This window comes from Ignavibacteriota bacterium, from assembly GCA_016716225.1.
In the GTDB taxonomy this organism is placed as follows: Bacteria; Bacteroidota; Ignavibacteria; order Ignavibacteriales; family Melioribacteraceae.
This window is the reverse complement of the sequence record JADJWT010000001.1, coordinates 1379644-1402447: the sequence shown is the minus strand read 5'-3', so window position 1 is coordinate 1402447 and position 22804 is coordinate 1379644. Positions and strand designations below refer to the sequence as shown.

Genomic DNA, 22804 nt, shown 5'->3' with positions numbered 1-22804 from the left:
ATGAAACTAATTTTTTGTTTCATAACTGTGTTTTTTATCATAAACAAAATTTCAATTTATTCCCAATTGACTGATAACAATTTAGAAAATAGTGAATTTATTTCTTTATTCAGCAGCAAAGAGAATCAAAATATTTCTTGTTACAGAATTCCCGCCATTACAACTGCAATAAACGGAGATTTAATTGTAGCTATTGATGAACGTGTTGAATCTTGTGATGATTTAAAATCTAACAACGATATAAATATTGTTATTAGAAAAAGTGAAGATAACGGAACAACTTGGACGGATATTGAAAGAATTGTAGATTATCCTTTCGGACAATCTGCATCGGATCCATCATTTATTGTTGATAAAATTACCGGCGAAATATTTTTATTTTTCAATTATATGAACTTAAAAAGGGAGAGAGATATTTATTATTTGAAATATATTTCAAGTATTGATAACGGGAAAACTTGGAGTTCACCCATTGATATTTCTCAACTAATTATTAAACCGGAAAATAGGAAAGATTTTCAATTTATTACTTCGGGTAATGGAATTCAAACTTCGGCTGGAAAAATTCTTCACACTTTGGTTAATCTAAATAAAGGACTTTTTATTTTCGGAAGTAATGATCATGGAAAAAATTGGTACTTTATTGATAATCCAATTAATCCAGCAGATGAATCAAAAATTATTGAATTGGATGACAAAAGTTGGGTGGTTAACAGTCGTGTTAATAAATTGGGTTATAGATATATTCACGTTTCAAATGATGAAGGCAAAACTTGGAAGTCCAATATTGATAGTACTTTAATCGATCCCGGATGTAATGCAAGTTTGATAAATTATAAATTTGGTGAAAATAATATTTTGTTATTCTCAAATGCCAAATCCAAAAATGAAAGAAATAATATGTCAATTTCAATAAGTTATGATGAAGGAAAAACTTGGACTTTAGAAAAATTAATTTATTCCGGAAGTTCGGCTTATTCTTCTATGACAATTTTAGAAAATGGTAATGTTGGATTATTTTTTGAAAAAGATGATTATACAGAAAATGTTTTTGTAAAACTTGATATAAATTCTATACTTGATTTTAAAAAGTGTGAAATTGTTAAATAATTACTTTCGATTTAGTTTTTGATCAAATGAAAACTCTTATTATAAATTTGTTCTTTTTTATTGTAACACAAATTTTAACTGCTCAATCCAAGAATATTTGTTTCACAATCGATGATTTGCCCGTTGTATCTTACGGAATTAATGATACAACATTTCAACAAAATTTAATGAATGGAATTATTCAATCTTTAAAGAAGCATAATATTCCGGCAATTGGTTTTGTTAACGAAATGAAATTATATAGAAATGATTCTCTTTATAAATTTCAAATTTCACTTTTGGAAAATTGGATTGATAATAATTTAGAACTTGGCAATCATACTTTTTCTCATCCAGATTACAACAAAACTAATCTTAAAGAATTTTCAGAGAATATTATAAAAGGTGAAATTCTAACAAAACAAATTCTTGGTAAAAGAAATAAATCAATAAAGTATTTTCGACATCCTTTTCTTCATATTGGCAACACAAAAGAAAAGTTTGATTCACTAAACAATTTTTTAGAAAGTAAAAATTATATAACCGCTCCCGTTACAATTGATAACGAAGATTATTTATTTGCTCTTGCTTACAAAAGAGCAAAGGTTAAAAATGATACAATTCTCGCAAAACAAATCGGGAAAGATTATATAGATTATATGGAAAGAAAACTTCATTATTTTGAAAACCAATCGCAAAAATTATTTGGGAAAAATATAAATCATATTTTACTTATGCACGCAAGTTGGCTTAACTCGGATTTTATTGACTCTCTCGCAATTATGTTTAAAAAAAATAATTACAACTTTATTAGTTTAGATGAAACTTTGAAAGATGATTTATACAAAACTCCAATCACAAAATTTGGGAATTGGGGAATTTCTTGGTTGGATATTTGGGCTTTATCACAAAACAAAAAAGGTGATTTTCTCCAAGATGATCCACAGTCTCCAGAATACATTAAAAAGTTAGCTGAATAATTTTTTTTCTTTTATTAAAATGAGGATAAAATGAAAACATTAATTATAATTTTAATTGCTGTTTTTGCTTATGGATGTTCATGTTGTAATAAAAATGTTTCAAATAATTTTAATAAAATACTTTCTCAATCAGATAACAGCAAAACTTCTATTGATTTGATTGGTAAATATGTCGGAGTGCTTCCTTGTGCAGATTGCGAAGGAATTAAAACGGAAATTATTTTATCAGAAAATTTAACTTACGAAATGAATCAAGTTTATTTGAGTAAAGATGAAAAAGTATTTACCAGCAAAGGTTCATTTAATTGGAGTGATGGCGGCAGTATAATTATTCTTGAAAATCAAGATCCGAATTTGGAAAGCAATAAATTTTTAGTAGGAGAAAATAAAATTGTAAAGTTGGATATTGGGGGAAATATAATTAAAGGTGATTTGGAAAATAATTATATTCTTCACAAAGTTGATGAAAGCATAACCGAAAAATATTGGAAACTTATTGAACTCTATGGAAAGAAAATTTCCTTTGGAGAAAATCAAAAAAGAGAAGCCCACATAATTTTAAAAAATGATGATAATCGTGTAATTGGTAATAGCGGCTGCAATTCAATTTCGGGAAGTTATGAACTGTTAGAAGGTAACAGAATTAAAGTTTCGAAAGTAATTTCTACAATGATGGCATGTGAAAATCTTAAAACCGAAACACTATTTTTACAAGTATTAGACAAAGTTGATAATTACACAATCGCAAATGATACTCTTTCATTAAACAAAGCACGAATGGCGCCGTTGGCAAAATTTGCCGTCGTGTATCTGAAGTGAATTTGGTAAAGTTATACTTGAATAGACAAATTCAAATCCACTATTTTATAAATAAAATTGAAATTAAAATGAAAACAAAATTCTTCGCATCATTAATTCTATTAAACTTTATGATTTATTTAAATAATTTATTCGCTCAAGATCAGAACAAATTAACAAGTAAATTTGATTTTATACCCGGAGAAAAAATTATTTTTTACGATGATTTCACTTCGGAAAATATTGGTGATTTTCCACTTCAATGGAATACAAACGGAAGTGGTGAAATTGTAACTTCCGAAAAATTTGAAGGAAAATGGTTTGAAATTACGAAAACCGGTTATTATGTTCCAGAAGCCAAAGAAGCTTTTACAGATAATTTTACAATCGAGTTCGATATTGTTCCGTTAAATTCTGTTCAAGAAACTGCTACGGGAATTCATTTCTTTTTTCTTTCCGGTGATTTAAGTAATCCCGGATATGGTTCTCAACCGGGAAATGCTGGTTTAAGAATTGGTCCGGATTATGATTTAATCAATTGGAATAATTGGTCTGAAGCCCGTGAATGGCAAGGCGATAATGGCTCAGTGTCTTTTTTGTTTAATTCTTCAGAAAAATATCATATTTCATTTTGGGTTCAAAAACAAAGAGTTAGAATGTATGTTAATGAACAAAAAGTTTTAGATCTTCCCCTCGGCTTACAAGATAAATATATTTATAATATTTTTAGAATTGAAACTTATTCTGATGAAACTACTCCAATAATTTCCAACTTTAGAATTGCCGCTGGTTTGCCGGATATGCGAAGTAAATTAATTACTGAAGGAAAACTTATAACTTATGGAATTTTATTTGATGTTAATTCGGATAAAATTAAGTCAGAATCAATCCCAACAATAAAAGAAATAGCAAATATTCTTAAAGATAATTCAACAATAAAAGTAAAAATTGTTGGACATACTGATTCTGATGGCGACGAGAATTCAAATTTGGAATTGTCAAAACGCAGAAGCGAATCGGTAAAAAATGAATTGGTTAATTTATTTGGTATTGATGCACCGAGAATTGAAACTGAAGGCAAAGGTGAGAGTTTGCCGATTGCACAAAATGATACAAACATTAACAAAGCTAAAAATCGAAGAGTTGAATTTATTAAACTATAATTCTCAAATTATTTTGGGTTATTTAAATGAAAATTAAAATTATTCTAGTTTTGTTTTTTCAGATAACTATTCTATTTGCACAAACAGAAAAATTAGAAAATTACTATAAAGAAAAATATCGACCGCAATTTCATTTCACACCCGAATCTAAATGGATGAATGACCCAAATGGTTTAGTTTACTTCAACGGAAAATATCATTTGTTTTATCAATATTATCCTTATGATATTGTTTGGGGACCAATGCATTGGGGTCATGCAGAAAGTAAAGATTTACTTCATTGGAAACATTTACCAATTGCGCTTTATCCAGATAGCTTAGGAAATATTTTTTCCGGAAGTGCTATAATTGATAAAAATAATTCTGCCGGATTTGGTAAAAATGCAATGATTGCAATTTTCACTTATCACAATGATTCGCTTTGGGTAAAAGGATTTAAGAATACAGAAAGTCAAGGAATTGCATATAGTTTAGATGAAGGAAATACTTGGGAAAAATATACTGGTAATCCGGTTTTGAATAATTCCGGTGAACAAGATTTTCGTGATCCAAAAGTATTTTGGAATGATGAAATAAATATGTGGAATATGGTTTTAGCAGTTGGTGATAGAATAAAAATATTTTCTTCGGCAAATTTAATTAACTGGAAATTTGAAAGTGATTTTATACCGGGAAATGATGAACAAAATTTAGGTGTTTGGGAATGTCCCGATTTGTTTAAAATGAAAGTTGATGACGAAGAAAAATGGATTTTGATTGTGAATCATGGAAATGGTGCGCCAAACGGTGGTTCCGGCACAAGATATTTTGTTGGAAATTTTGATGGAAAAACTTTTCAGAATTCACAAAAATCAATTTGGTTGGATTATGGAACAGATTTTTACGCTGGTGTAACATTTTCAAATGTTCCCGAGAATAAAAATATTTTAATTGCGTGGATGAGCAATTGGCAATATGCAACTAAAACTCCAACAGAAGTATGGCGAAGTGCAATGACGCTTCCGCGTGAATTGAAATTGAATAGACAAAATAATTTATATTATCTTTCACAAAAAATTGTTGAACAATTTTCATCAATCACAAATAATATTTCGTTTGAGGAAAATATTAAACTCCCTTTCATTCAAGAAAATATTGATCTTTCACAAATTGAAATTTCATTTAAAAATAATTCACAGAATTTAGTGATTGAATTATCAAATAATTTAAATGAATTTGTAAAAATAGAGTTAAGCAAAAATCAATTAATAATTGATAGAAGCAAATCCGGCAAAATTGATTTCAATGAAAACTTTGCAAATAAAATTCAAACAATGCCATTGAATGATGAGATAAATTTGTTCCAAATAATTTTAGATAAAAGTTCTGTTGAAATTTTATTGAACAATGGAAAATATTCTATGACAAATTTATTCTTTCCGAATGAAGAATTTTCGAAATTGAAAATTTACAGTGAAAATTCAGAACAAATTAATAATTTTAGAATCAATAAAATCAATAGAGTTTGGAATTAAAGCGGACAGAAAATGAAAAGTTCAAAAGTTTTTTTTACATCTATTGTTGTTGCTTTGGGCGGCTTTCTATTTGGGTTTGATACGGTTGTAATTTCCGGCGCAGATAAACAATTGCAAACATTGTGGCAAAGTTCAGATTTATTTCACGGCTTGGTTGTAATGTCAACTGCACTTTGGGGAACTGTACTTGGAGCATTTACAGGTTCAATTCCTACAAATAAATTAGGAAGAAAAAAAACTCTAATATTTATAGGAATTTTATTTTTCATTTCCGCAATTGGTTCTGCGTTGGTTTCTGATCCTTATCTATTTGCAATTTTTAGATTTATTGGAGGTATTGGAATTGGAATTTCAACAATAGTATCGCCATCTTATATTGCAGAAATTTCTCCGGCAAAAAAACGCGGAAGCCTTGTTGCGCTTTATCAATTTAATATTGTATTTGGAATTTTAATGGCTTTCGTTTCAAATTATTTTTTGCAAGATATTGGTGAAACCGCTTGGAGATGGATGCTTGGTATGGAGGCAATCCCGGCATTCATTTACACGGCATTAGTTTTGGGAGTTCCGGAAAGTCCACGCTGGTTACTTGAATACAAAAATGATAAAAATAAAGCGATTGAAATTCTGAAAGGAATTAATCCTACTTCAAATTTAGATGAAGAAATTTTAGCAATCGAAAAAGAAAAAAGCGAAGAGACAACTCACGAAAATATTTTTATGCAGAAATATAGAATTCCGTTAATGCTGGCTTTCTTTATTGCGTTCTTCAATCAAACTTCAGGCATAAATGCCTTTCTATACTATGCACCAAGAATTTTTGAATTAGCCGGATTGGAAAAATCGGCTTCGTTCCTTAGCAGTATTGGGATTGGCGCAATAAATTTAATTTTTACATTAATTGGAATTTCTATGATTGATAAATTCGGAAGAAAAACACTTATGTATATTTGTTCTTTCGGATATATAATTTCTCTAAGTTTGGTTGCTTTAGCATTTTTACTAAAATGGCAAGGAATACTTGTTCCGATTTTCTTCTTTTTATTTATTGCCGCTCACGCTGTTGGTCAAGGCGCAGTTATTTGGGTTTTCATTTCAGAAATATTTCCTAACAAATTGCGGGCAGCCGGACAAGCATTTGGTTCTTCCGTACATTGGATTTTAGCAGCTTTTATTCCATCGCTTATTCCGTTTTTATTTAATGCAATTGGTCCGGCAACAGTTTTTATGTTTTTCACAATTATGATGGTTGGTCAACTTTTATGGGTAAGATTCAAAATGCCAGAAACAAAAGGTCAAACTTTAGAAAGTTTAGCTGAAAAATTATCAAAGTCAATTTTTGCGAAAAATAATAATGAATAAAAATATTGTTTGCTTTGGTGAAGTTTTATGGGATATTCTACCAAGCGGAAAAGTTGCCGGCGGCGCACCAATGAATGTTGCAATTCGTTTACAATCTTTAGGAATTCCAACGAAAATAATTTCTAAAATTGGGAATGATAGTTTAGGTTCGGAATTATTATCAATTCTAAAAAACAAAAAAGTTGATATTTCTCAAATTCAACTTGATAAGAAAATGAAAACCGGAGAAGTTTTAGTTAAATTAGATTCAAACGGTATTGCAACTTACAATATTGTTTATCCTTCTGCTTGGGATAAAATTGAACTAACAGAAGAAAATATTAATTGTGTGAAAAATTCAGATGCGTTTATTTTCGGTTCATTAATTTGCAGAGATGAAGTTTCAAAATATTCGTTATTAAAATTATTGGAAAATGCTAAGTATAAAGTTTTTGATGTTAATTTAAGAAAACCGTTTTATTCAATTCCGCTAATATGTGAGTTGATGAATAAATCAGATTTAATAAAAATGAATGATGAAGAATTATTAATTATTGCAAAAGAATTAGGCTCAACAGAAATCAAAATTGAGGAAAACATAAAATTCATTTCGCACAAAACGAAAACAAATTCAATCTGCATTACAAGAGGAAAAGACGGAGCAATATTATTTATTGATAATAAATTTTACTTCCACAATGGATTTAAAGTAAAAGTTGAAGATACAATTGGTTCCGGTGATAGTTTTCTTGCAGCGTTAATTTCTAAAATTTTAATTTCTCAAAATTATGAAGAAGCGTTAGAATTTGCATGTGCAGTAGGAGCAATTATTGCATCTCATAAAGGTGCAAATCCAATTTTAGAAATTGATGAAATTAATAAATTTATAAAATCAAATAATGTTAAACTCAACACAAAGAATTAAAAAAAGTTTTTCTGGGAAAGGAGTATTTCCTTATCAATTCGCATTCACATTACTTCTACCAATCAGAAATATTTTTCTTTCACCCAAAAGATTAATTGATAGACTTCATTTGAGCAATAATAATTTTGTGTTGGAAGTTGGTTCCGGTCCCGGGTATTTCAGTCCAATAATTGCCAAAGAAATTCCTTATGGGAAATTAGTTTTGGCTGATATTCAACAAGAGATGTTAGATTTAGCAAGAAAAAGAATAAAGAAATCAAAAATTATTAATGTTGATTATTACTTATGTAATGGTAGTGAATTTGATTTGCCAAGTAATTATTTTGATAGAATTTTATTAGTTACCGTAATTGGTGAAGTTGAAAATAAAGAAGTTTATTTTTCGGAATTTTACAGAATGTTAAAGCCGAAAGGTATTTTGTCAATTTCAGAGTTAGCTGGTGATCCGGATAAAATGTCAATAAATGAAATAAAAATTATTGCGGAAAGATTTAATTTAAATTTTTTAGAATTATTCGGTTCAGAAAAAAATTATACAATAAATTTTACTAAATAATTATTATAACTCACCATACCTAAAACAATCAATTGTGTGATCGTTTACCATTCCAACTGCTTGCATAAACGCATAGCAAATTGTTGAACCAATAAATTTAAATCCTTGCTTTTTTAAATCTTTACTCATTATATCGGAAATTTCAGTTTTTGGCGGAACTTCTTTTAAACTTTTGAAATTATTTAGGATTGGTTTTCCGTTAACAAATTGCCAAATGTACTTATCAAAACTTCCAAATTCTTTTTGAACTTTTAAAAAAACTTTTGCATTGGTTACAACTGCATTTACTTTTAATTTATTTCTTACAATTCCAGCATCTTGTAAAATTTTTTCAATCTTTTTATCTGAGTACTTTACAATTTTTTCCGCATCAAAATTATCAAACAATTGTAAATATTTTTCACGCTTCCTTAAAATAGTAATCCAGCTCAAACCAGCTTGTGCACCTTCTAAATTAAGCATTTCAAATAATTTTCTATCATCATGAACCGGAACTCCCCATACCTCATCATGATATTTAACATAAAGAGGGTCACTTCCACACCAAGAACATCTATTTAACATTTTAATATCTCCATAAAATAGAACGCAGATTTTTATGATTGTATATGATTATCAAGATCTTAATTAATCAGAATTATCATAAAAATCCGTGTCCTATTTTTTTAATTTGGTAATTTACCCAAAATTTTCCAAATCCATTTGTGAAAACTGTGAATTGAATTTACCGGTTCTACAAACATTAAAATACATTCTTTATGAATTTCATTAATTCCATTTTCTTTGCAATAATTTATCGCTTCATCAGTTTCGCTTCCCTGCTGCATCCAAATATTTTTTACACCAATTGAGTTTGCTTCGTTAACTATACTTAATGTTTTATTTGGTGAAACACAATTAATTACAGCATCTATTTTCCCTTTTAATTCATTCAAATTCTTAAAACATTTATCTCCTTCAAAAATTTCCAAATTTGGATTTACTGGAAAAACATTTAGATTTTTTTTCCTTAATTCTTTATAAATAGCATTTCCAAATTTTGTTTTTTTTCTTGAAACACCAACAACTGCAAAATTATTGCAACTTAAAAAATCACTAATGTTTTTTTGTGATGTCATTTCGAATTTCCATTTTTATTAAAATGAATTTATTAACTTACATGAAATTTTTCTATATTGAAATATAAGGAACCAAATTAAACATAATAAAATTTGGATTTGAAAATGACTGCAACAAAATTATTCAAAGAATTTTTTGAAAGTGAAAAAGCTGGCGGAATGATTTTAATTATCTGCACTATTATTTCTTTGATAATTGCAAACTCAACGTTTGGGGATAACTATCAAAATTTTTGGCATATAAAATTTGCTGGACTTTCAATTGAGCATTGGATAAATGATGGTTTAATGGCAATTTTCTTTTTGTTAATTGGTCTTGAACTTGAACGCGAAATTTATACTGGCGAACTTTCGAATTTTAAAAATGCACTTTTTCCAATTTTTGGTGCAATTGGTGGAGTTATTTTACCAGCGGGAATTTATTCATATTTTAATATGGGCACAGTAACCCAAGCTGGAGCCGGAATTCCAATGGCAACGGATATAGCTTTTGCATTAGGAATTTTATCTTTGTTAGGGAATCGTGTACCGGTTTCTTTAAAAATCTTTTTAACAGCTTTGGCTGTAATTGATGATTTAATTGCAATTTTGGTTATTGCAATTTTTTATACAAAAGGTTTGATGATTACAAATCTTATACTTGCTCTTTCTATTTTCTTTGTTCTACTTTTATTAAACCGAATGAAAATCAATAATTTAATCCCTTATCTTATTGGCGGAATAATAATGTGGTACTTTATGCTACATTCTGGTGTTCACGCAACGATTACGGGAGTATTATTGGCATTTGCAATTCCGTTTGGAAAAGGTGATGAAAAATCAATATCATATGTATTGCAGCATTTTTTACACAAGCCAGTTGGATTTATTATTTTGCCAATTTTTGCTTTAGCAAATACAGCTATAAATTTGAGTGGAAATTTTGCAAATATTTTTTCTGAAAATTATAGCATTGGAATTTTATTAGGTCTTATTCTGGGAAAACCAATTGGAATTTTCCTTCTTACTTTTTTAACCGTTACCTTGGGATTAAGTAAATTATCAGAAGATCTAAATTGGAAAATAATATTTGGTGTAGGATTATTAGGCGGAATAGGTTTTACGATGTCAATTTTTATTACGCTTCTTGCATTTGATAATGCAGAAATAATTAATAATGCTAAATTGATAATACTAATATCTTCCTTTATATCTGGGATGGTTGGATTTATTGTGCTTAAATTAACACTTAAGTAGAAGTAGATTTTTTAAAAAATTATTTGTTAAACTAAGCAAAAGTAGAATTTGATTTAGATTATTTTCTAATAAATATTTATACTCAATATCAAATTATTTTATCCAAACCGTTTTTATATTTACAAATTCTTTAATTCCATAATGAGAAAGTTCTCTTCCATAACCGGAAAGTTTTACTCCGCCAAATGGCAAACGCGGATCTGATTTTACCATTCCATTAATAAAAACAGAACCTGAATCAATTTGTTTTGCTAAAGTTTTTGCTTTCTCAATATCGTTTGTCCACAAAGAAGCTCCAAGCCCAAACTCAGTATCATTAGCAACTAAAATTGCTTCATTTTCATTTTTAACTTTTATAACTATTGCTGCCGGACCAAATAACTCTTGTTCGTATGCAATCATTCCTTTTTTTACATTACTTAATATTGTTGGAGAATAGTAATAACCTTTTCTATCTAATCTTTTTCCGCCGAGTAAAATTTTTGCTCCTGCTTCAACAGATTTTGTAATTTGCTCATGAAGTTCAAAAAGTAAATCTTCTCTTGCAATAGGACCTAATTCCGTTTCTTCTTTCATTGGATTGCCGACAATTGTTTTTTCCATTTTTCAACAAACATTTGCTCAAACTTTTCTGAAATTTCTTCAACAACAATAAATCTTTTCGCAGCAATGCAGCTTTGTCCGTTATTTAATAAACGTGCAGTTACTGCTGTATTTACTGCTTCTTCTAAATTTGCATCAGCCAAAATTATAAAGGGGTCGCTTCCGCCTAATTCCATTACACTTTTCTTTAACATTTTTCCACTTTTTGAGGCAACCATACCTCCGGCAAATTCACTTCCGGTTAATGTTGTTGCTCTAACTAACGGATTTTCAATTACTGCCTCAACTTGTTTCGATTCAATTAAAAGTGTGCGAAAAATATTTCTAGGAAATCCGGCTTTCTGAAAAATTTCTTCAATTGCTAAAGCACTCAATGGAACGTTGGAAGCATGTTTTAAAATTCCTGCATTACCAGCCATCAATGCCGGAGCTGCAAATCTGAAGACTTGCCAGAAAGGAAAATTCCACGGCATAACAGAAAGTACAATTCCAATCGGATCAAACTGAACATAACTTTTACTCGCATCAGTTTTAATAATTTCTTTTTGCAAAATTGATTCTGTATTTTCTGCATAATACTCACAAACCCAAGCACATTTTTCAACTTCAGCAATTGCTTGTTTTATTGGTTTGCCCATTTCCAGAGTTAAAATTTCAGCATAATGCCTTTTTTCATTTTTCAATATTTCCGCTGCCCTTAACATGAAAATTTTTCTTTCTGAAAAACTTTTATTCTTCCACATTAAAAAATCTTCGTGAACATTTTCAATTATTAATTTTACTTCATCATCATTATAAGGTGTAAATTGTTTTACCAATTCTTCCGTTGCTGGATTTATTGTTTCAATTGCCATTTTATTACTCAAAATATATTTTAGAAATAAAATTTTTTATCAAAATAAAAATAATACTTAGTTAACTTTTTAGCAGATATAATTAAAAAGTTTACAGTTTTTTAATTTTAATATCACTGTTACAATGTTTATTTTTGAACTCAAAAATTTATTAAAGAAATATGGCGAAACTAAAGTCTGTTAAAACTTTTGTTCTTGATACAAATGTTATTCTGCATGATCCAAGTTGTATTCATCAATTTGAAGAAAATAATATTGTAATTCCAATTACTGTGATTGAAGAAATTGATCATTTCAAACGCGGAAGCCAAGTTATAAATTTAAATGCCAGAGAGTTTGTTAGAACGTTAGATTCATTAACCGGAAAAAATCTTTTCAACGGCGGTGTTCCACTTGGCAAAGGAAAAGGAAAAGTTAGAATAGTAATTAGTAAAACTTCTGCAAAAGAAATTAGAGAATCTTTTAGAGAAGATACTCCCGATCACAGAATTTTGAATACAGCATTATTGCTTCATCAAGAATCTAAAGGAAATGAAAAAGTAATTTTAGTTTCTAAAGATGTTAATTTAAGAATGAAAGCTAAAGCTCTTGGAGTACTTTCTGAAGATTACACAACTGATAGAGTTGGAAGCATTGAAGAATTATACAGCGGAAAGGAAGTTATTGAAGATTTTGATGATGAAATTATTCAAAAGTTCTTTAAATCTCCATTCAGTATTGAAGCTGATGTTATTGCAAAGCATATTAAAGGTGAGTTAGTACCAAACAAATATTTTATACTTAAAAATGAACATCGCTCAGTGCTAACTTATCTAAATCAAGAAATGAATTTGTTTGAGAGAATTGACAAAGAAAATATTTATGGTATAATGCCAAGAAATGCAGAACAGACTTTCGCAACTCACGCACTTTGCAATTCTAACATTCCATTAGTTTCGTTAACCGGTAAAGCCGGAACGGGAAAAACATTGCTGGCGCTTGCAAGTTCATTACAAGTAAGAAAAAATTATAGACAAATTTATATTGCAAGACCAATTGTTCCTTTAAGCAATAAAGATATTGGATTTTTACCAGGTGATGTTGAAAGTAAAATTGGTCCATATATGCAGCCGCTTTGGGATAATTTAAAAGTTATTCAAGATCAGTTTAAAGAAACAGATACAAAATTTGCAACAATTGAAAATTTAGTAAAGGATAATAAACTTGTAATTGAACCTTTAAGTTATATTCGTGGAAGAAGTTTACAGAGAATATTTTTCATTGTAGATGAAGCACAAAATTTAACTCCTCATGAAATTAAAACAATAATAACTCGCGCTGGAGCTGGTGTTAAAATTGTCTTAACCGGCGATATTTACCAAATTGATCATCCATATTTGGATACGCAATCTAACGGACTTTCTTATTTGATTGATCACTTTATGGGACAAAAATTATATTCGCATATAAATTTAGAAAAAGGAGAAAGATCAGAACTTGCCGAATTAGCAAGTAATATTTTATAGCTTTCACTTTTTCTTACAATTAAACTTAATCTTAATTATACTTTTCTTAAAATAAATAGTAAGATTAGGATTATGAATAAAATACAAAAACTTTAAAATGAATTTGGAGACGAAATTTTTTTAAGAATAATTTCCGTCTCCAAAAAATAATTTGAAATTAAAATTCAATTCCAAAATTGAAAAACATAAAACTCCATAAATCACTGTATAATTCAATTGCTTTTGACGTACTTGTTCCAGCTCCATGTCCGACTTTTGTTTCAATTCTTATAATTGCTGGATTATCACCTTTATATTTTTCTTGAAGTGTTGCAGCATATTTAAATGAATGCGCGGGAAAAACTCTATCATCATGATCTGCAGTAGTTACCATTGTTGCTGGATAATTCAAATCACTTTTAATATTATGAAGCGGAGAATATTTATACAAATTATGAAATTGAACCGAGTCTTCACTTGAGCCATATTCCGGAACCCAAGCCCAGCCAATTGTAAATTTATGAAATCTCAACATATCCATTACACCAACTTGAGGAAATGAAACTTTACACAAATCCGGTCTTTGATTAATAACAGCACCAATTAAAGTTCCGCCATTAGAACCGCCTCGTAAAGCAAGTTTATTTGGATTTGTATATTTATTTTCGATCAAATATTCTGCTGCTGAAATAAAATCATCAAAAACATTTTGCTTATTTAGCAGCATTCCGGCTTTATGCCATTCTTCTCCATATTCACCACCGCCGCGCAAACAAGCCATTGCATAAACTCCACCATTTTCCAAAATGGGAATAATTGAAACTGCAAACTCGGGAGTTAATGAAATGTTAAATCCGCCATATGCATAAAGTAAAGTTGGGTTTTCTCCTTTTAATTCCAAACCTTTTTTATGAGTAATGAATAACGGAATTTTTGTTCCATCCTTACTATTATAAAAAACTTGTTTAGTTTCATATTCATCCGGATTGAACTTAACATTTAATTTTCTGAAAACTTCAGATTTATTATTTTCTATATCATATTTGAAAATTGTTGGAGGATAATTAAATGATGTAAAAGTGTAGAACAATTCTTTATATTCTTTTTTTCCTCCAAAACCATATGCAGTACCGATACCCGGCAGTTTCAATTCACTTAATTCTTTTCCATCAAGATTGTTAATTGTAACTTTTGTATTTGCATCTTTTAAATATTCTGCAAAAAGTTTTCCACCAACTAGTGAAACAGATTTTAATACATCTTTAGATTCCGGAATTATTGATTTCCAATTTTCTTCTTCTGGTTTTAATGGATCAAGTAAAACAAGTTTGGAATGAGGCGCATTTTTATTTGTTACAATTAGTAGTTTATCCGCCAAATTATCAACAGCAGTATATTCAGCATCAAATTTTCCCAGAATTAATTTTATCTGAGAATCAGTTTTAAGATTTTTTATATATACGCTATTTTCACTTGCCGAACCTTGCCATCCGTAAATAATTAAATAATGTTCATCATCAGTAACCGAAGCAGAAAAACCCAATTGGGGATTGGTTTTATCTTCCAAAATTAATTTATCACTTTCCTGTGTATCGCCCAATTTATGAAAATACAATTTTTGAAATTCATTTTTAGCCTTTAGCATTTCGCTGTCTTTTGGTTTTTCATAACGACTGTAGAAAAATCCGTCTTTATACCATGCCATGTTTGTAAATTTTGCCCACATCAAATGATCGGGAAGAAGTTTTTTGGATTCGGTTTCCATCACATAAATTTCACGCCAGTCAGATCCACCTCTTGAAATAGAATAGCTGCAATACTTTCCATCATTTGAAAATGTAACATCATCTAAACTTACTGATCCGTCATCAGAAAGTTTGTTGGGGTCAATTAAAACTTCCGGCTCTACATTTAACCCTTTTTGAATATAAACAACATATTGTTCTTGCAATCCATCATTTTTAAAGAAAATATAATAATCATTTACTTTTTGAGGAGCAGAATATTTTTCAAAATTCCACAATTCTGTTAATCTATTTTTCATTTTTTCTCTAAATGGAATTTTAGAAAGATATTTTTCAGTAACTTTATTTTGAGCTTCAACCCACTTTGCAGTTTCTTCCGATTTATCATCTTCAAGCCAGCGATATGGATCATCAACATTTACTCCAAAATAATTATCACTAACTTCTACTTTTTTAGTTTCGGGATAATTTAATTTTTGTTTTTGCATTTCACATCCAATAAAAAAAATAATCAATAAAATTGATAAAATACTTTTCATTATTACCTCAAATTTATTATGAATTTTTATTGCGGCAATTTACGAATTTTAGTTTACAAATTTAGATTTCTTTAAGGAAAGTAAATTGAAATGTTTCGAAAGTTTTTTATTTAACAGAATGAATTTATTGAATCAAATTTCAAAAATATTCTTCATCGTAGAAAAGGTTAACATTCATAATTCCATCAACTTTTCTAAGTTTTTGAACAAATTCGGTGGCGTTGTCTTTATTTTTTAATCCAACGTAATAAGAAAGTTCAAGAGTATCTTCCGGACCTAATGCTTTTGCGTTTATCAATTTACTTTTCTTACAATAATCATTGATTAAGGAATTATAAATTGATGAATCATTTCCATTTGAATTAAATGTGAACTGAAGAAGTAAATCACTTTTTATTGGCGTTGAAAATTTTGATTTTGAAAGAACAAGCGCAATTAAGCCAATAAAAATTGCACTAAATATTGCAAGTATATGCAAACCAACTCCAACTGCCATTCCAACAGCAAGAGCAAAGAAAATAAACATAATATCTAAAGTTTCTTTAACAGCAGTTCTAAATCTTATTATTGACATTGCACCAACCAAACCAAACGCACGTGCTAAATTATTTCCAATTACCATAATTACAATTGATGTAATAATTACAAGCAGAATTAATGAATTTACATATGATGCTTGGTAACCCGGACCATTATAAGATTTTCTATAAAAAATTGAAATTATAATTCCAGCAATTAATGCAACTATTAAATTTATTATTGCTTCTTGAGCAGTGAATGTAACATTTAAAATATTTCTAAAATCTTCAATCATAATTAAAAAATTCCTTCTTCAGCAGTAGTATCAAATAAAGAATAATTTGATGTAAATAAATTTTTGCGTCTCGGATTTATTATTCTTGATGTATCTATACAAATTGTATATTTAGAAACTGAACGTCTGATTAAATTAAATTCTTGAATGATATCTTGCAGCCATTTGGGATAACCATTACTAAATTTAATTTCTAACACAAAATAATTTGGAATTGCTTTTTCCAAGTCTTCATCTCTATAAAGATTATCTAATTTCGGATACTCAAAAAATCTTAAATTTTTATCAACAGTAATTCTTAAACTCTTATCGAATTTTGAAAAAAATGCTTCTCTATCATAAACAATTAGAATTATTGGTTTTAAACCGCTTTTGTAAACATGATGAAAAAATTTTTCACCGTCTTTTAATGAATTAGCAAAACCATTATTTGTTAATGCATAAGACTCAATTGATTTTGATTGTATTACATTTTGCAAATCATGATATAAAAATGCTGCTCTATTTTTACCGATAAAATTTTCGCATTTATTTTTAATTTCTAAAAAAACCAAATTATTATCGGCTTCAGAATCATAACTTCTAATTCTGAGTTTTCTTCTAATTTTAAATCCTTCAATTTTTTCATGATAATAATCAAAATTAGATGAATCGAAATAAATACTCCTCACCGTATATTCATTATCGTCAGAACCAATAGTAAAAGGATCGAGTTCAACAAACGGCATAATTTTCTTTCTCAGTTTTTCTAAAACATCGTTACTTACCAGAAATTTATACTCTAATCTCATGTTTATTGATTTAAATAAAATTTTATATATTCAAATAGATTGACTTCGTTTCCAGAAATTTTACATTTTACAATTTCATTTACAAAGAAATTATCACTTTTATTTTCAAAAACAGTTTTAACTATTATAAATTGATTTTCGCCGAATGATTTTACCGATTTATCAATTGATTCAATTTTCGCAAAAATCGGATTTCCGTTTTGAGTAATAATTTCAACTTCGTTTCCAATAATAATTGAATTTGCAAATTGTAATTTTATTGGAATTAAAACGGTAAAGTTCTTTTCGTTATTTATGATTAGCAACGTATCATGATTATATGAAGCGGCAACTTTTCCATTAATTGGTGATTTTAAAAGAAAATTGTTTGATTTTTCTTGAAGCACCGAAATTTGATTTTCCAAAGATTTAATTTGTGAATTTAATAATTGCAGTTCTTCTTTTTTCGTACCGGTTAAAACTGATCTAAGTCTTTCTTCCGCAATGCTGATATTTATTTTGTATAATTCCAAGCGCGCATGTTCGGTTTCATATTCATCTTGAGTAATTAATTGCTTCTCAAATAATTTTTTCTGACGTTCAAAAAATTTAGTTTGTTCTTCAACTTGTTTTTTTGCGTATTCTAAATTTCTATTTTCAAGTTCTATAAATGATTCTTTCTCTCCGGTAATTCCAACTTGCAACGAGGCTTTTGCAGTTTCTAATTCACCTTTTAAGGTTGCAATTTGTTGCTCATTTAAATTTGAATAAATAATTCCAATTGTATCGTTTACAAAAACATTATTCCCCGGTTTAATTTTTCTATTCAATTCAAATTTTATTAAATCGCCGCGAGCAAATTGTGTTACTGAATATTCTTCATTAAATCCATTTGCATTATCAATAAGTGTTGTATAAATTAAACCTTCCAATCCTTTAGAAATTAACCAGACTTTTGAAGGCAGTAATTTACCATTTGCTATAATTGTTGTTGTTACTTTTATTGGTACTGCAAAAACTAATGCGATAAGTAATAGAAAAATAGGAATGTAAAGAAGTTTTAATTTCATTATTAAATTAATTATTTGAGTAAAATCATTTTAACTACATTGCTGTAATCTTCGGCCAAAATTTGATAAAAGTAAACTCCGCTTGAAAGATAACGTGAATCAAAACTAATTGAATAACTTCCGGCGATAAGTTTTTCATTTAATAATAATTTTACCTCTCTTCCCAAAATATCAAAAATTCTTATTTGAACTTTTGCAGTTATAGGAATATCAAATTTTATAGTTGTCTGAGCATTAAATGGATTTGGGTAATTCTGATAAAGTTTAAAGACTGTTGGAATTCTATTTTCAATATTTTTAACATTTGTTAAATCGTTTTGCTCACCCGGAGTACCATATAAACGAGTTGATACCCAGTTTGAAGCAATTGAGTTATCAAGTTCATAGTTTACAATTTGTAAAGTAAATCCTTCGCCATCTGCTTTTTCTGACCATGGAAATTCATCATCATATGTTAATGAATCAATTAAATTTCCTAATGGATCAAAAAGTCTTATTTTTTCACCAGAGTTATTTAGTCCAAAATTTAAGTTACCAATATAGTTATTTATTTTCGGATACAGTGAAAAAAACTTTACCGTATCTTCGCAAATTATTAAATATCCTCTTGGTTCAATAATTGTTCCGGTTGGAAAAATAAAAATATGTTCATCTTCACTATCCTTAAAAATCCAATTTGATAAATCGCGTTGTTTATCGTTTGGATTGTAAATTTCCACCCAATCCTTTGCATCAAAATTATCACTTGAGTGATAATTTATTTCTGTAAAAACTAAATTATTTTCATTGGAGAAATCATAAAAAGTAGCACCAATATTAGTTCTGCTTCCATCTGGATTTTTATCATGGTTTGGATCACCATTATTAATCACCGGTGAATTTTCATTTACTCTAAAATCTAGTGAATCCGGATTTATAAAATAAGGATCATTAAATAAATTTCCTTCACCATCTAAAAGGATTTTATCAGAAAGCGAATATGAAACTTTAATCTCAGAAAATTCATCCGCAGAAATATCGGAAATTTGTGATTTAGAAAATATTGAATTTGTTATATTTGCTTTACCTCCACCTCTTCCAATGCTTTTTTCATAGCATGCAACTGATATATTATTATTATAAAATGTATTATGATCAATTATCCCAAAGGAACCTTCGTCTTTAACACCAACGCCCATATTACAATTAACAATAATATTTCCTTTTACAATAGCTGATGAAGCTTGTCCTATTGAAACAGCTTTATCAAAACAATTGTAAATTAAATTTTCTTCAACCAAAACATTTTGAGCGCCTTCTCCAATATCAATTGCATCACTATTTTCTGCGAAAAAATCACGAATTATATTTCTTCTAATTATTCCACTTTTTGTATCATCATAATCAATCGCATCAGTATCCACAGAGTGATTACCAATAAATTCACAATTTTCAATAATCGCACTTCCGTATTTAACATTTACTAAATCCGAGGTAACATCAGTCTGAATTTTACTATTTCTCATGATGAAATTTCCATGTTGGACAAAAATCGGAAATTGGACATTTACAAGTTCAACTTGATTTAATTCTATATCAGAATTGAAACTTGAAATTCCACCTATTTCATCAATTACATCTTTACCGTGTGAAGTTCCGGAAATAATTGTGTGATTGAGATATGATTTTTGTTTTGCATTATCAAAAATTATTGAACCCCAATTTTTATCAGCAAGTGATGTAATTTTTACTTTTTCATCAGTTGTGCCAGAAATGTATAATCCCCCATAAACATATATGTTAGAATTTTCTGACATTTTTATTTCAACACCTTCTTGAATTTTTAACACAGAGTTTTCATCAATATAAATATCGCCGGTTGCCGTATATGGACTTTTCTCTTTTTCTAATTCATAATTTGCTGTAATATTTGTTGGAATATATGTCAAATCTTCATTGGGAGAAAAAATTGCTTCAATATTATTATCTGATTTTAATATTGCTTCTATATTAGAATTTGTTGAGTTTACCAAACCTTTCCATTCCACAAATTTATAACCCGGTTTAGGTTTTGCTTCAAGTCTAATTTTTCTATTTGCAAATAATTTTGATTCGATTTCATAAATTGCTTCAACATTATTAATTTTAACAATTCCACCATTTTTATCATTTGTTTCAATAACAAATTTAGCAGTATCTGAAATGGAAAAATATTCCATTAAATATTTATACAAATAATAATTTCTCTGATCTGCAAAGTTTTTTAGAATTTGAATATTAGATTTCCATTCATCAATTGTGGAAAATACACATCCATCAATAGATTCCGGATTTGATGGATGACAATGGGGAAGCCATCTTTCAATGTGTTTGGGAATTTCATTTTCAAGTTTTTTTTGAAATTTATCAACTAGTAATTTTGTTTTACTTGGAATAAAAGAGAAACTAAGATATGCGGCAAATCTTTGTATAAATTCGTTTTTAAAAGTGCTATTTTCTAAAAGTTTTCTAAATAAAAAAGTTGACCAAGGTTTATTATTCCATTGTGTACTATTTGAATCAGTTGCATATTCTATTGAGTTAAAATCACTTGTAGACCACAATCCAAAACCACCGTCGCAATCAAAAATCAACCATCTCCATTTTCCATTTTCAGTTTTGGGTCGCCAATATTTAATATTGTTTGCAGGCCAATCTAAATTATTTATGTATAATTGTGCTATTTGATAATCAATAAAATTATCAACATCAATCCAGTTTTTTACTGTATCAAAATTTGATTGAATACTTAAATTATTTATTTCAAGAAAATCGATCATATTTTTATAATGTAAATCATCACCTTCTACAACAATCATATTATTTTCTAAAATATCTAAATTATTTGGATCAACACCGTTATTATCTTTCAAATAATCTTCATTTTTTTTTTCTCTAATATTATAAATTCCCCAATATTTTCCATTAACATATAAAACACAAGGTCTATAAGCTTGATAATCCAAATTCATATTTTCTGAAAGTAATGTTTGAATAAATCCATCTCTAAAATGAGTTGAACTATATTCAGGATAACCACCATTTCGCAAAACAATAGATGAGAATTTTCGAATTTCCTTTTCGGAGAAAATTTTATAATCAATAAATTCATCACCATAATTTTTTCTTAATTGAATTCTAAATGATTTCTGAAGCATATTTCTTCGTGCACCATTTATTGCAATTCCCGCATTGACTTTGAAAGCCAAACTCTTATCATTTTCATAGAATTCAATATTTACGGGGCGCTCCCATTCTTGCCAATAATTTGCTTTAACTCCCCACAAATCAATTCCGTTTGTACCAATTGTATAAATTCCAATATTATCGTCATAAAAATTCTTTGGATCTGTAATTATAGAAACAACCGGTAATTCAGTATTTTCATTTATAAAATATGTTTGAGATATTATTTCACTCGGCAAATTATGTGTATCAACCGCAATTGCTCTTATTATTGTTGTAGTATCGATTGTAATTGGTGATAAATACAAAAGACTATCATTAATTTTTGGAATAGAACCATCAGATGTAAAATATATTTTTGAATTATATAGTGTCGTTAATTCTAAATTTATTTTGGAATTATAAAATCCACTTTGCAATGAAAAATTCGGAGAATCAGAAATTTTATTTTCGTTTACTGCATAACCAAAATTTTCTGTACCAGGAGTTGGTTCTGCATAATAATTCCAAATATTGATGCTATCTTTTTTTCTTCCGAAAGAAATATCATCACGTTGTTTGCTTAATTTCACCGAATCAATTATTTCATAAAAAGGAGAAATAAGAAATATGGTTTCGCCATCGGCATCAATTTTAAAGTTGGTATGCAAATTATAATTTTTATCATCTGCAATAATTACTAAGTAAGAATTTGAATCAAGAATTGTATTTGATGGAATTTGCCATTTTGTTGAATCCGAAATATCATCGGTTAAAAAGTAACCGGAAATATTTACAAGAGAATCAGAAACATTGTAAAGCTCAATCCAATCAACATATTCCCCGGTTTCAAGATCAATAAGATTATTTATATTTGACGATAAAACCTCATTGATTAGAATGTTGTTTTGTGAGTATAAGTTTGCAAAAAAGAATTGCAAAAAAATAAATGTTATAAATATTTTTTTCGACATACACATTTTCGTAAAATAAATGCTCAAAATACAATATTTTAAAATATT

The 22804-nt window shown here is 28.5% G+C and carries 17 protein-coding genes and 1 pseudogene; 10 read left to right on the top strand and 8 right to left on the bottom strand.

Annotated elements, in window-relative coordinates; translation table 11 throughout:
* The 8 genes from IPM32_05945 to IPM32_05910 all read left to right on the top strand — a co-directional run bounded on the left by IPM32_05945 (window position 1) and on the right by IPM32_05910 (window position 8366).
* A complete protein-coding gene (locus IPM32_05945) occupies window positions 1-1110 on the top strand; it encodes an exo-alpha-sialidase (GenBank protein MBK8944801.1) in 1110 nt (369 codons plus the stop codon).
* Between the two features lie 26 nt (window positions 1111-1136).
* Window positions 1137-2069 carry a polysaccharide deacetylase family protein gene (locus IPM32_05940; GenBank protein MBK8944800.1) on the top strand — a complete coding sequence of 311 codons (933 nt, stop codon included), beginning with the start codon at window positions 1137-1139 and terminating at the stop codon, window positions 2067-2069.
* A gap of 30 nt (window positions 2070-2099) precedes the next feature.
* On the top strand, window positions 2100-2888 hold the full coding sequence (locus tag IPM32_05935) for a copper resistance protein NlpE N-terminal domain-containing protein (protein MBK8944799.1): 789 nt from the start codon (window positions 2100-2102) through the stop codon (window positions 2886-2888).
* 68 nt (window positions 2889-2956) lie between these two features.
* The gene (locus tag IPM32_05930) at window positions 2957-4030 is read left to right on the top strand and encodes an OmpA family protein (protein ID MBK8944798.1); all 1074 of its coding nucleotides are present in this window, start codon (window positions 2957-2959) and stop codon (window positions 4028-4030) included.
* A 26-nt stretch (window positions 4031-4056) separates the two neighbouring features.
* Window positions 4057-5544: a glycoside hydrolase family 32 protein gene (locus IPM32_05925; protein ID MBK8944797.1), complete on the top strand. Its 1488-nt coding sequence runs from the start codon at window positions 4057-4059 to the stop codon at window positions 5542-5544.
* A gap of 12 nt (window positions 5545-5556) precedes the next feature.
* Window positions 5557-6906 (top strand): sugar porter family MFS transporter, encoded by a 1350-nt coding sequence (locus tag IPM32_05920; protein MBK8944796.1) that lies wholly within the window; start codon window positions 5557-5559, stop codon window positions 6904-6906.
* Entirely contained in the window at window positions 6899-7810 is a 912-nt protein-coding gene (locus tag IPM32_05915; GenBank protein MBK8944795.1) for a carbohydrate kinase, read from the top strand. The genes IPM32_05920 and IPM32_05915 overlap by 8 nt, the downstream gene beginning before the upstream one ends.
* A complete protein-coding gene (locus tag IPM32_05910) occupies window positions 7785-8366 on the top strand; it encodes a methyltransferase domain-containing protein (protein ID MBK8944794.1) in 582 nt (193 codons plus the stop codon). The genes IPM32_05915 and IPM32_05910 overlap by 26 nt, the downstream gene beginning before the upstream one ends.
* 3 nt (window positions 8367-8369) lie before the next feature.
* Here IPM32_05910 and IPM32_05905 read toward each other — a convergent pair whose 3' ends face one another.
* Together IPM32_05905 and IPM32_05900 are read right to left on the bottom strand one after the other, a co-directional pair.
* Window positions 8370-8930, bottom strand: a complete 561-nt coding sequence (locus IPM32_05905) for a DNA-3-methyladenine glycosylase I (protein ID MBK8944793.1) — start codon at window positions 8928-8930, stop codon at window positions 8370-8372.
* Between the two features lie 101 nt (window positions 8931-9031).
* On the bottom strand, window positions 9032-9484 hold the full coding sequence (locus IPM32_05900) for a CoA-binding protein (protein MBK8944792.1): 453 nt from the start codon (window positions 9482-9484) through the stop codon (window positions 9032-9034).
* 105 nt (window positions 9485-9589) lie between these two features.
* Between IPM32_05900 and nhaA the strand changes: the two genes are divergently transcribed.
* Complete coding sequence (gene nhaA / locus IPM32_05895) at window positions 9590-10720, top strand: Na+/H+ antiporter NhaA (GenBank protein MBK8944791.1); 1131 nt, start codon at window positions 9590-9592, stop codon at window positions 10718-10720.
* A gap of 93 nt (window positions 10721-10813) precedes the next feature.
* Here the strand turns inward: nhaA and IPM32_05890 are convergent.
* Window positions 10814-12177 (bottom strand): annotated as a pseudogene (locus IPM32_05890) (NAD-dependent succinate-semialdehyde dehydrogenase).
* 161 nt (window positions 12178-12338) lie between these two features.
* On the opposite strand from IPM32_05890, the gene IPM32_05885 reads away from it, so the two are divergent.
* Window positions 12339-13682 (top strand): PhoH family protein, encoded by a 1344-nt coding sequence (locus IPM32_05885; protein MBK8944790.1) that lies wholly within the window; start codon window positions 12339-12341, stop codon window positions 13680-13682.
* 157 nt (window positions 13683-13839) lie between these two features.
* On the opposite strand, the gene IPM32_05880 is transcribed toward IPM32_05885, so the two are convergent.
* The 5 genes from IPM32_05880 to IPM32_05860 form a co-directional block, all read right to left on the bottom strand.
* Window positions 13840-15945 (bottom strand): S9 family peptidase, encoded by a 2106-nt coding sequence (locus IPM32_05880; protein MBK8944789.1) that lies wholly within the window; start codon window positions 15943-15945, stop codon window positions 13840-13842.
* A 139-nt stretch (window positions 15946-16084) separates the two neighbouring features.
* The gene (locus IPM32_05875; protein MBK8944788.1) at window positions 16085-16759 is read right to left on the bottom strand and encodes a DUF4956 domain-containing protein; all 675 of its coding nucleotides are present in this window, start codon (window positions 16757-16759) and stop codon (window positions 16085-16087) included.
* 2 nt (window positions 16760-16761) lie between these two features.
* Window positions 16762-17550 (bottom strand): polyphosphate polymerase domain-containing protein, encoded by a 789-nt coding sequence (locus tag IPM32_05870; protein ID MBK8944787.1) that lies wholly within the window; start codon window positions 17548-17550, stop codon window positions 16762-16764.
* Window positions 17551-17552: 2 nt separating this feature from the next.
* Window positions 17553-18599, bottom strand: a complete 1047-nt coding sequence (locus IPM32_05865; protein ID MBK8944786.1) for a hypothetical protein — start codon at window positions 18597-18599, stop codon at window positions 17553-17555.
* Between the two features lie 11 nt (window positions 18600-18610).
* Window positions 18611-22756: a CotH kinase family protein gene (locus tag IPM32_05860; GenBank protein MBK8944785.1), complete on the bottom strand. Its 4146-nt coding sequence runs from the start codon at window positions 22754-22756 to the stop codon at window positions 18611-18613.
* Window positions 22757-22804: the final 48 nt, after the last annotated feature.

Excerpts from the sequence above, each read along its gene's own strand:
- IPM32_05880 (MBK8944789.1), bottom strand. The coding sequence starts at position 15,945 with ATGAAAAGTATTTTATCAATTTTATTGATTATTTTTTTTATTGGATGT.
- nhaA (MBK8944791.1), top strand. The coding sequence starts at position 9,590 with ATGACTGCAACAAAATTATTCAAAGAATTTTTTGAAAGTGAAAAAGCT.
- IPM32_05870 (MBK8944787.1), bottom strand. The coding sequence starts at position 17,550 with ATGAGATTAGAGTATAAATTTCTGGTAAGTAACGATGTTTTAGAAAAA.
- IPM32_05865 (MBK8944786.1), bottom strand. The coding sequence starts at position 18,599 with ATGAAATTAAAACTTCTTTACATTCCTATTTTTCTATTACTTATCGCA.
- IPM32_05885 (MBK8944790.1), top strand. The coding sequence starts at position 12,339 with ATGGCGAAACTAAAGTCTGTTAAAACTTTTGTTCTTGATACAAATGTT.
- IPM32_05940 (MBK8944800.1), top strand. The coding sequence starts at position 1,137 with ATGAAAACTCTTATTATAAATTTGTTCTTTTTTATTGTAACACAAATT.
- IPM32_05860 (MBK8944785.1), bottom strand. The coding sequence starts at position 22,756 with ATGTCGAAAAAAATATTTATAACATTTATTTTTTTGCAATTCTTTTTT.
- IPM32_05900 (MBK8944792.1), bottom strand. The coding sequence starts at position 9,484 with ATGACATCACAAAAAAACATTAGTGATTTTTTAAGTTGCAATAATTTT.
- IPM32_05935 (MBK8944799.1), top strand. The coding sequence starts at position 2,100 with ATGAAAACATTAATTATAATTTTAATTGCTGTTTTTGCTTATGGATGT.
- IPM32_05875 (MBK8944788.1), bottom strand. The coding sequence starts at position 16,759 with ATGATTGAAGATTTTAGAAATATTTTAAATGTTACATTCACTGCTCAA.
- IPM32_05945 (MBK8944801.1), top strand. The coding sequence starts at position 1 with ATGAAACTAATTTTTTGTTTCATAACTGTGTTTTTTATCATAAACAAA.
- IPM32_05920 (MBK8944796.1), top strand. The coding sequence starts at position 5,557 with ATGAAAAGTTCAAAAGTTTTTTTTACATCTATTGTTGTTGCTTTGGGC.
- IPM32_05915 (MBK8944795.1), top strand. The coding sequence starts at position 6,899 with ATGAATAAAAATATTGTTTGCTTTGGTGAAGTTTTATGGGATATTCTA.
- IPM32_05910 (MBK8944794.1), top strand. The coding sequence starts at position 7,785 with ATGTTAAACTCAACACAAAGAATTAAAAAAAGTTTTTCTGGGAAAGGA.
- IPM32_05930 (MBK8944798.1), top strand. The coding sequence starts at position 2,957 with ATGAAAACAAAATTCTTCGCATCATTAATTCTATTAAACTTTATGATT.
- IPM32_05905 (MBK8944793.1), bottom strand. The coding sequence starts at position 8,930 with ATGTTAAATAGATGTTCTTGGTGTGGAAGTGACCCTCTTTATGTTAAA.
- IPM32_05925 (MBK8944797.1), top strand. The coding sequence starts at position 4,057 with ATGAAAATTAAAATTATTCTAGTTTTGTTTTTTCAGATAACTATTCTA.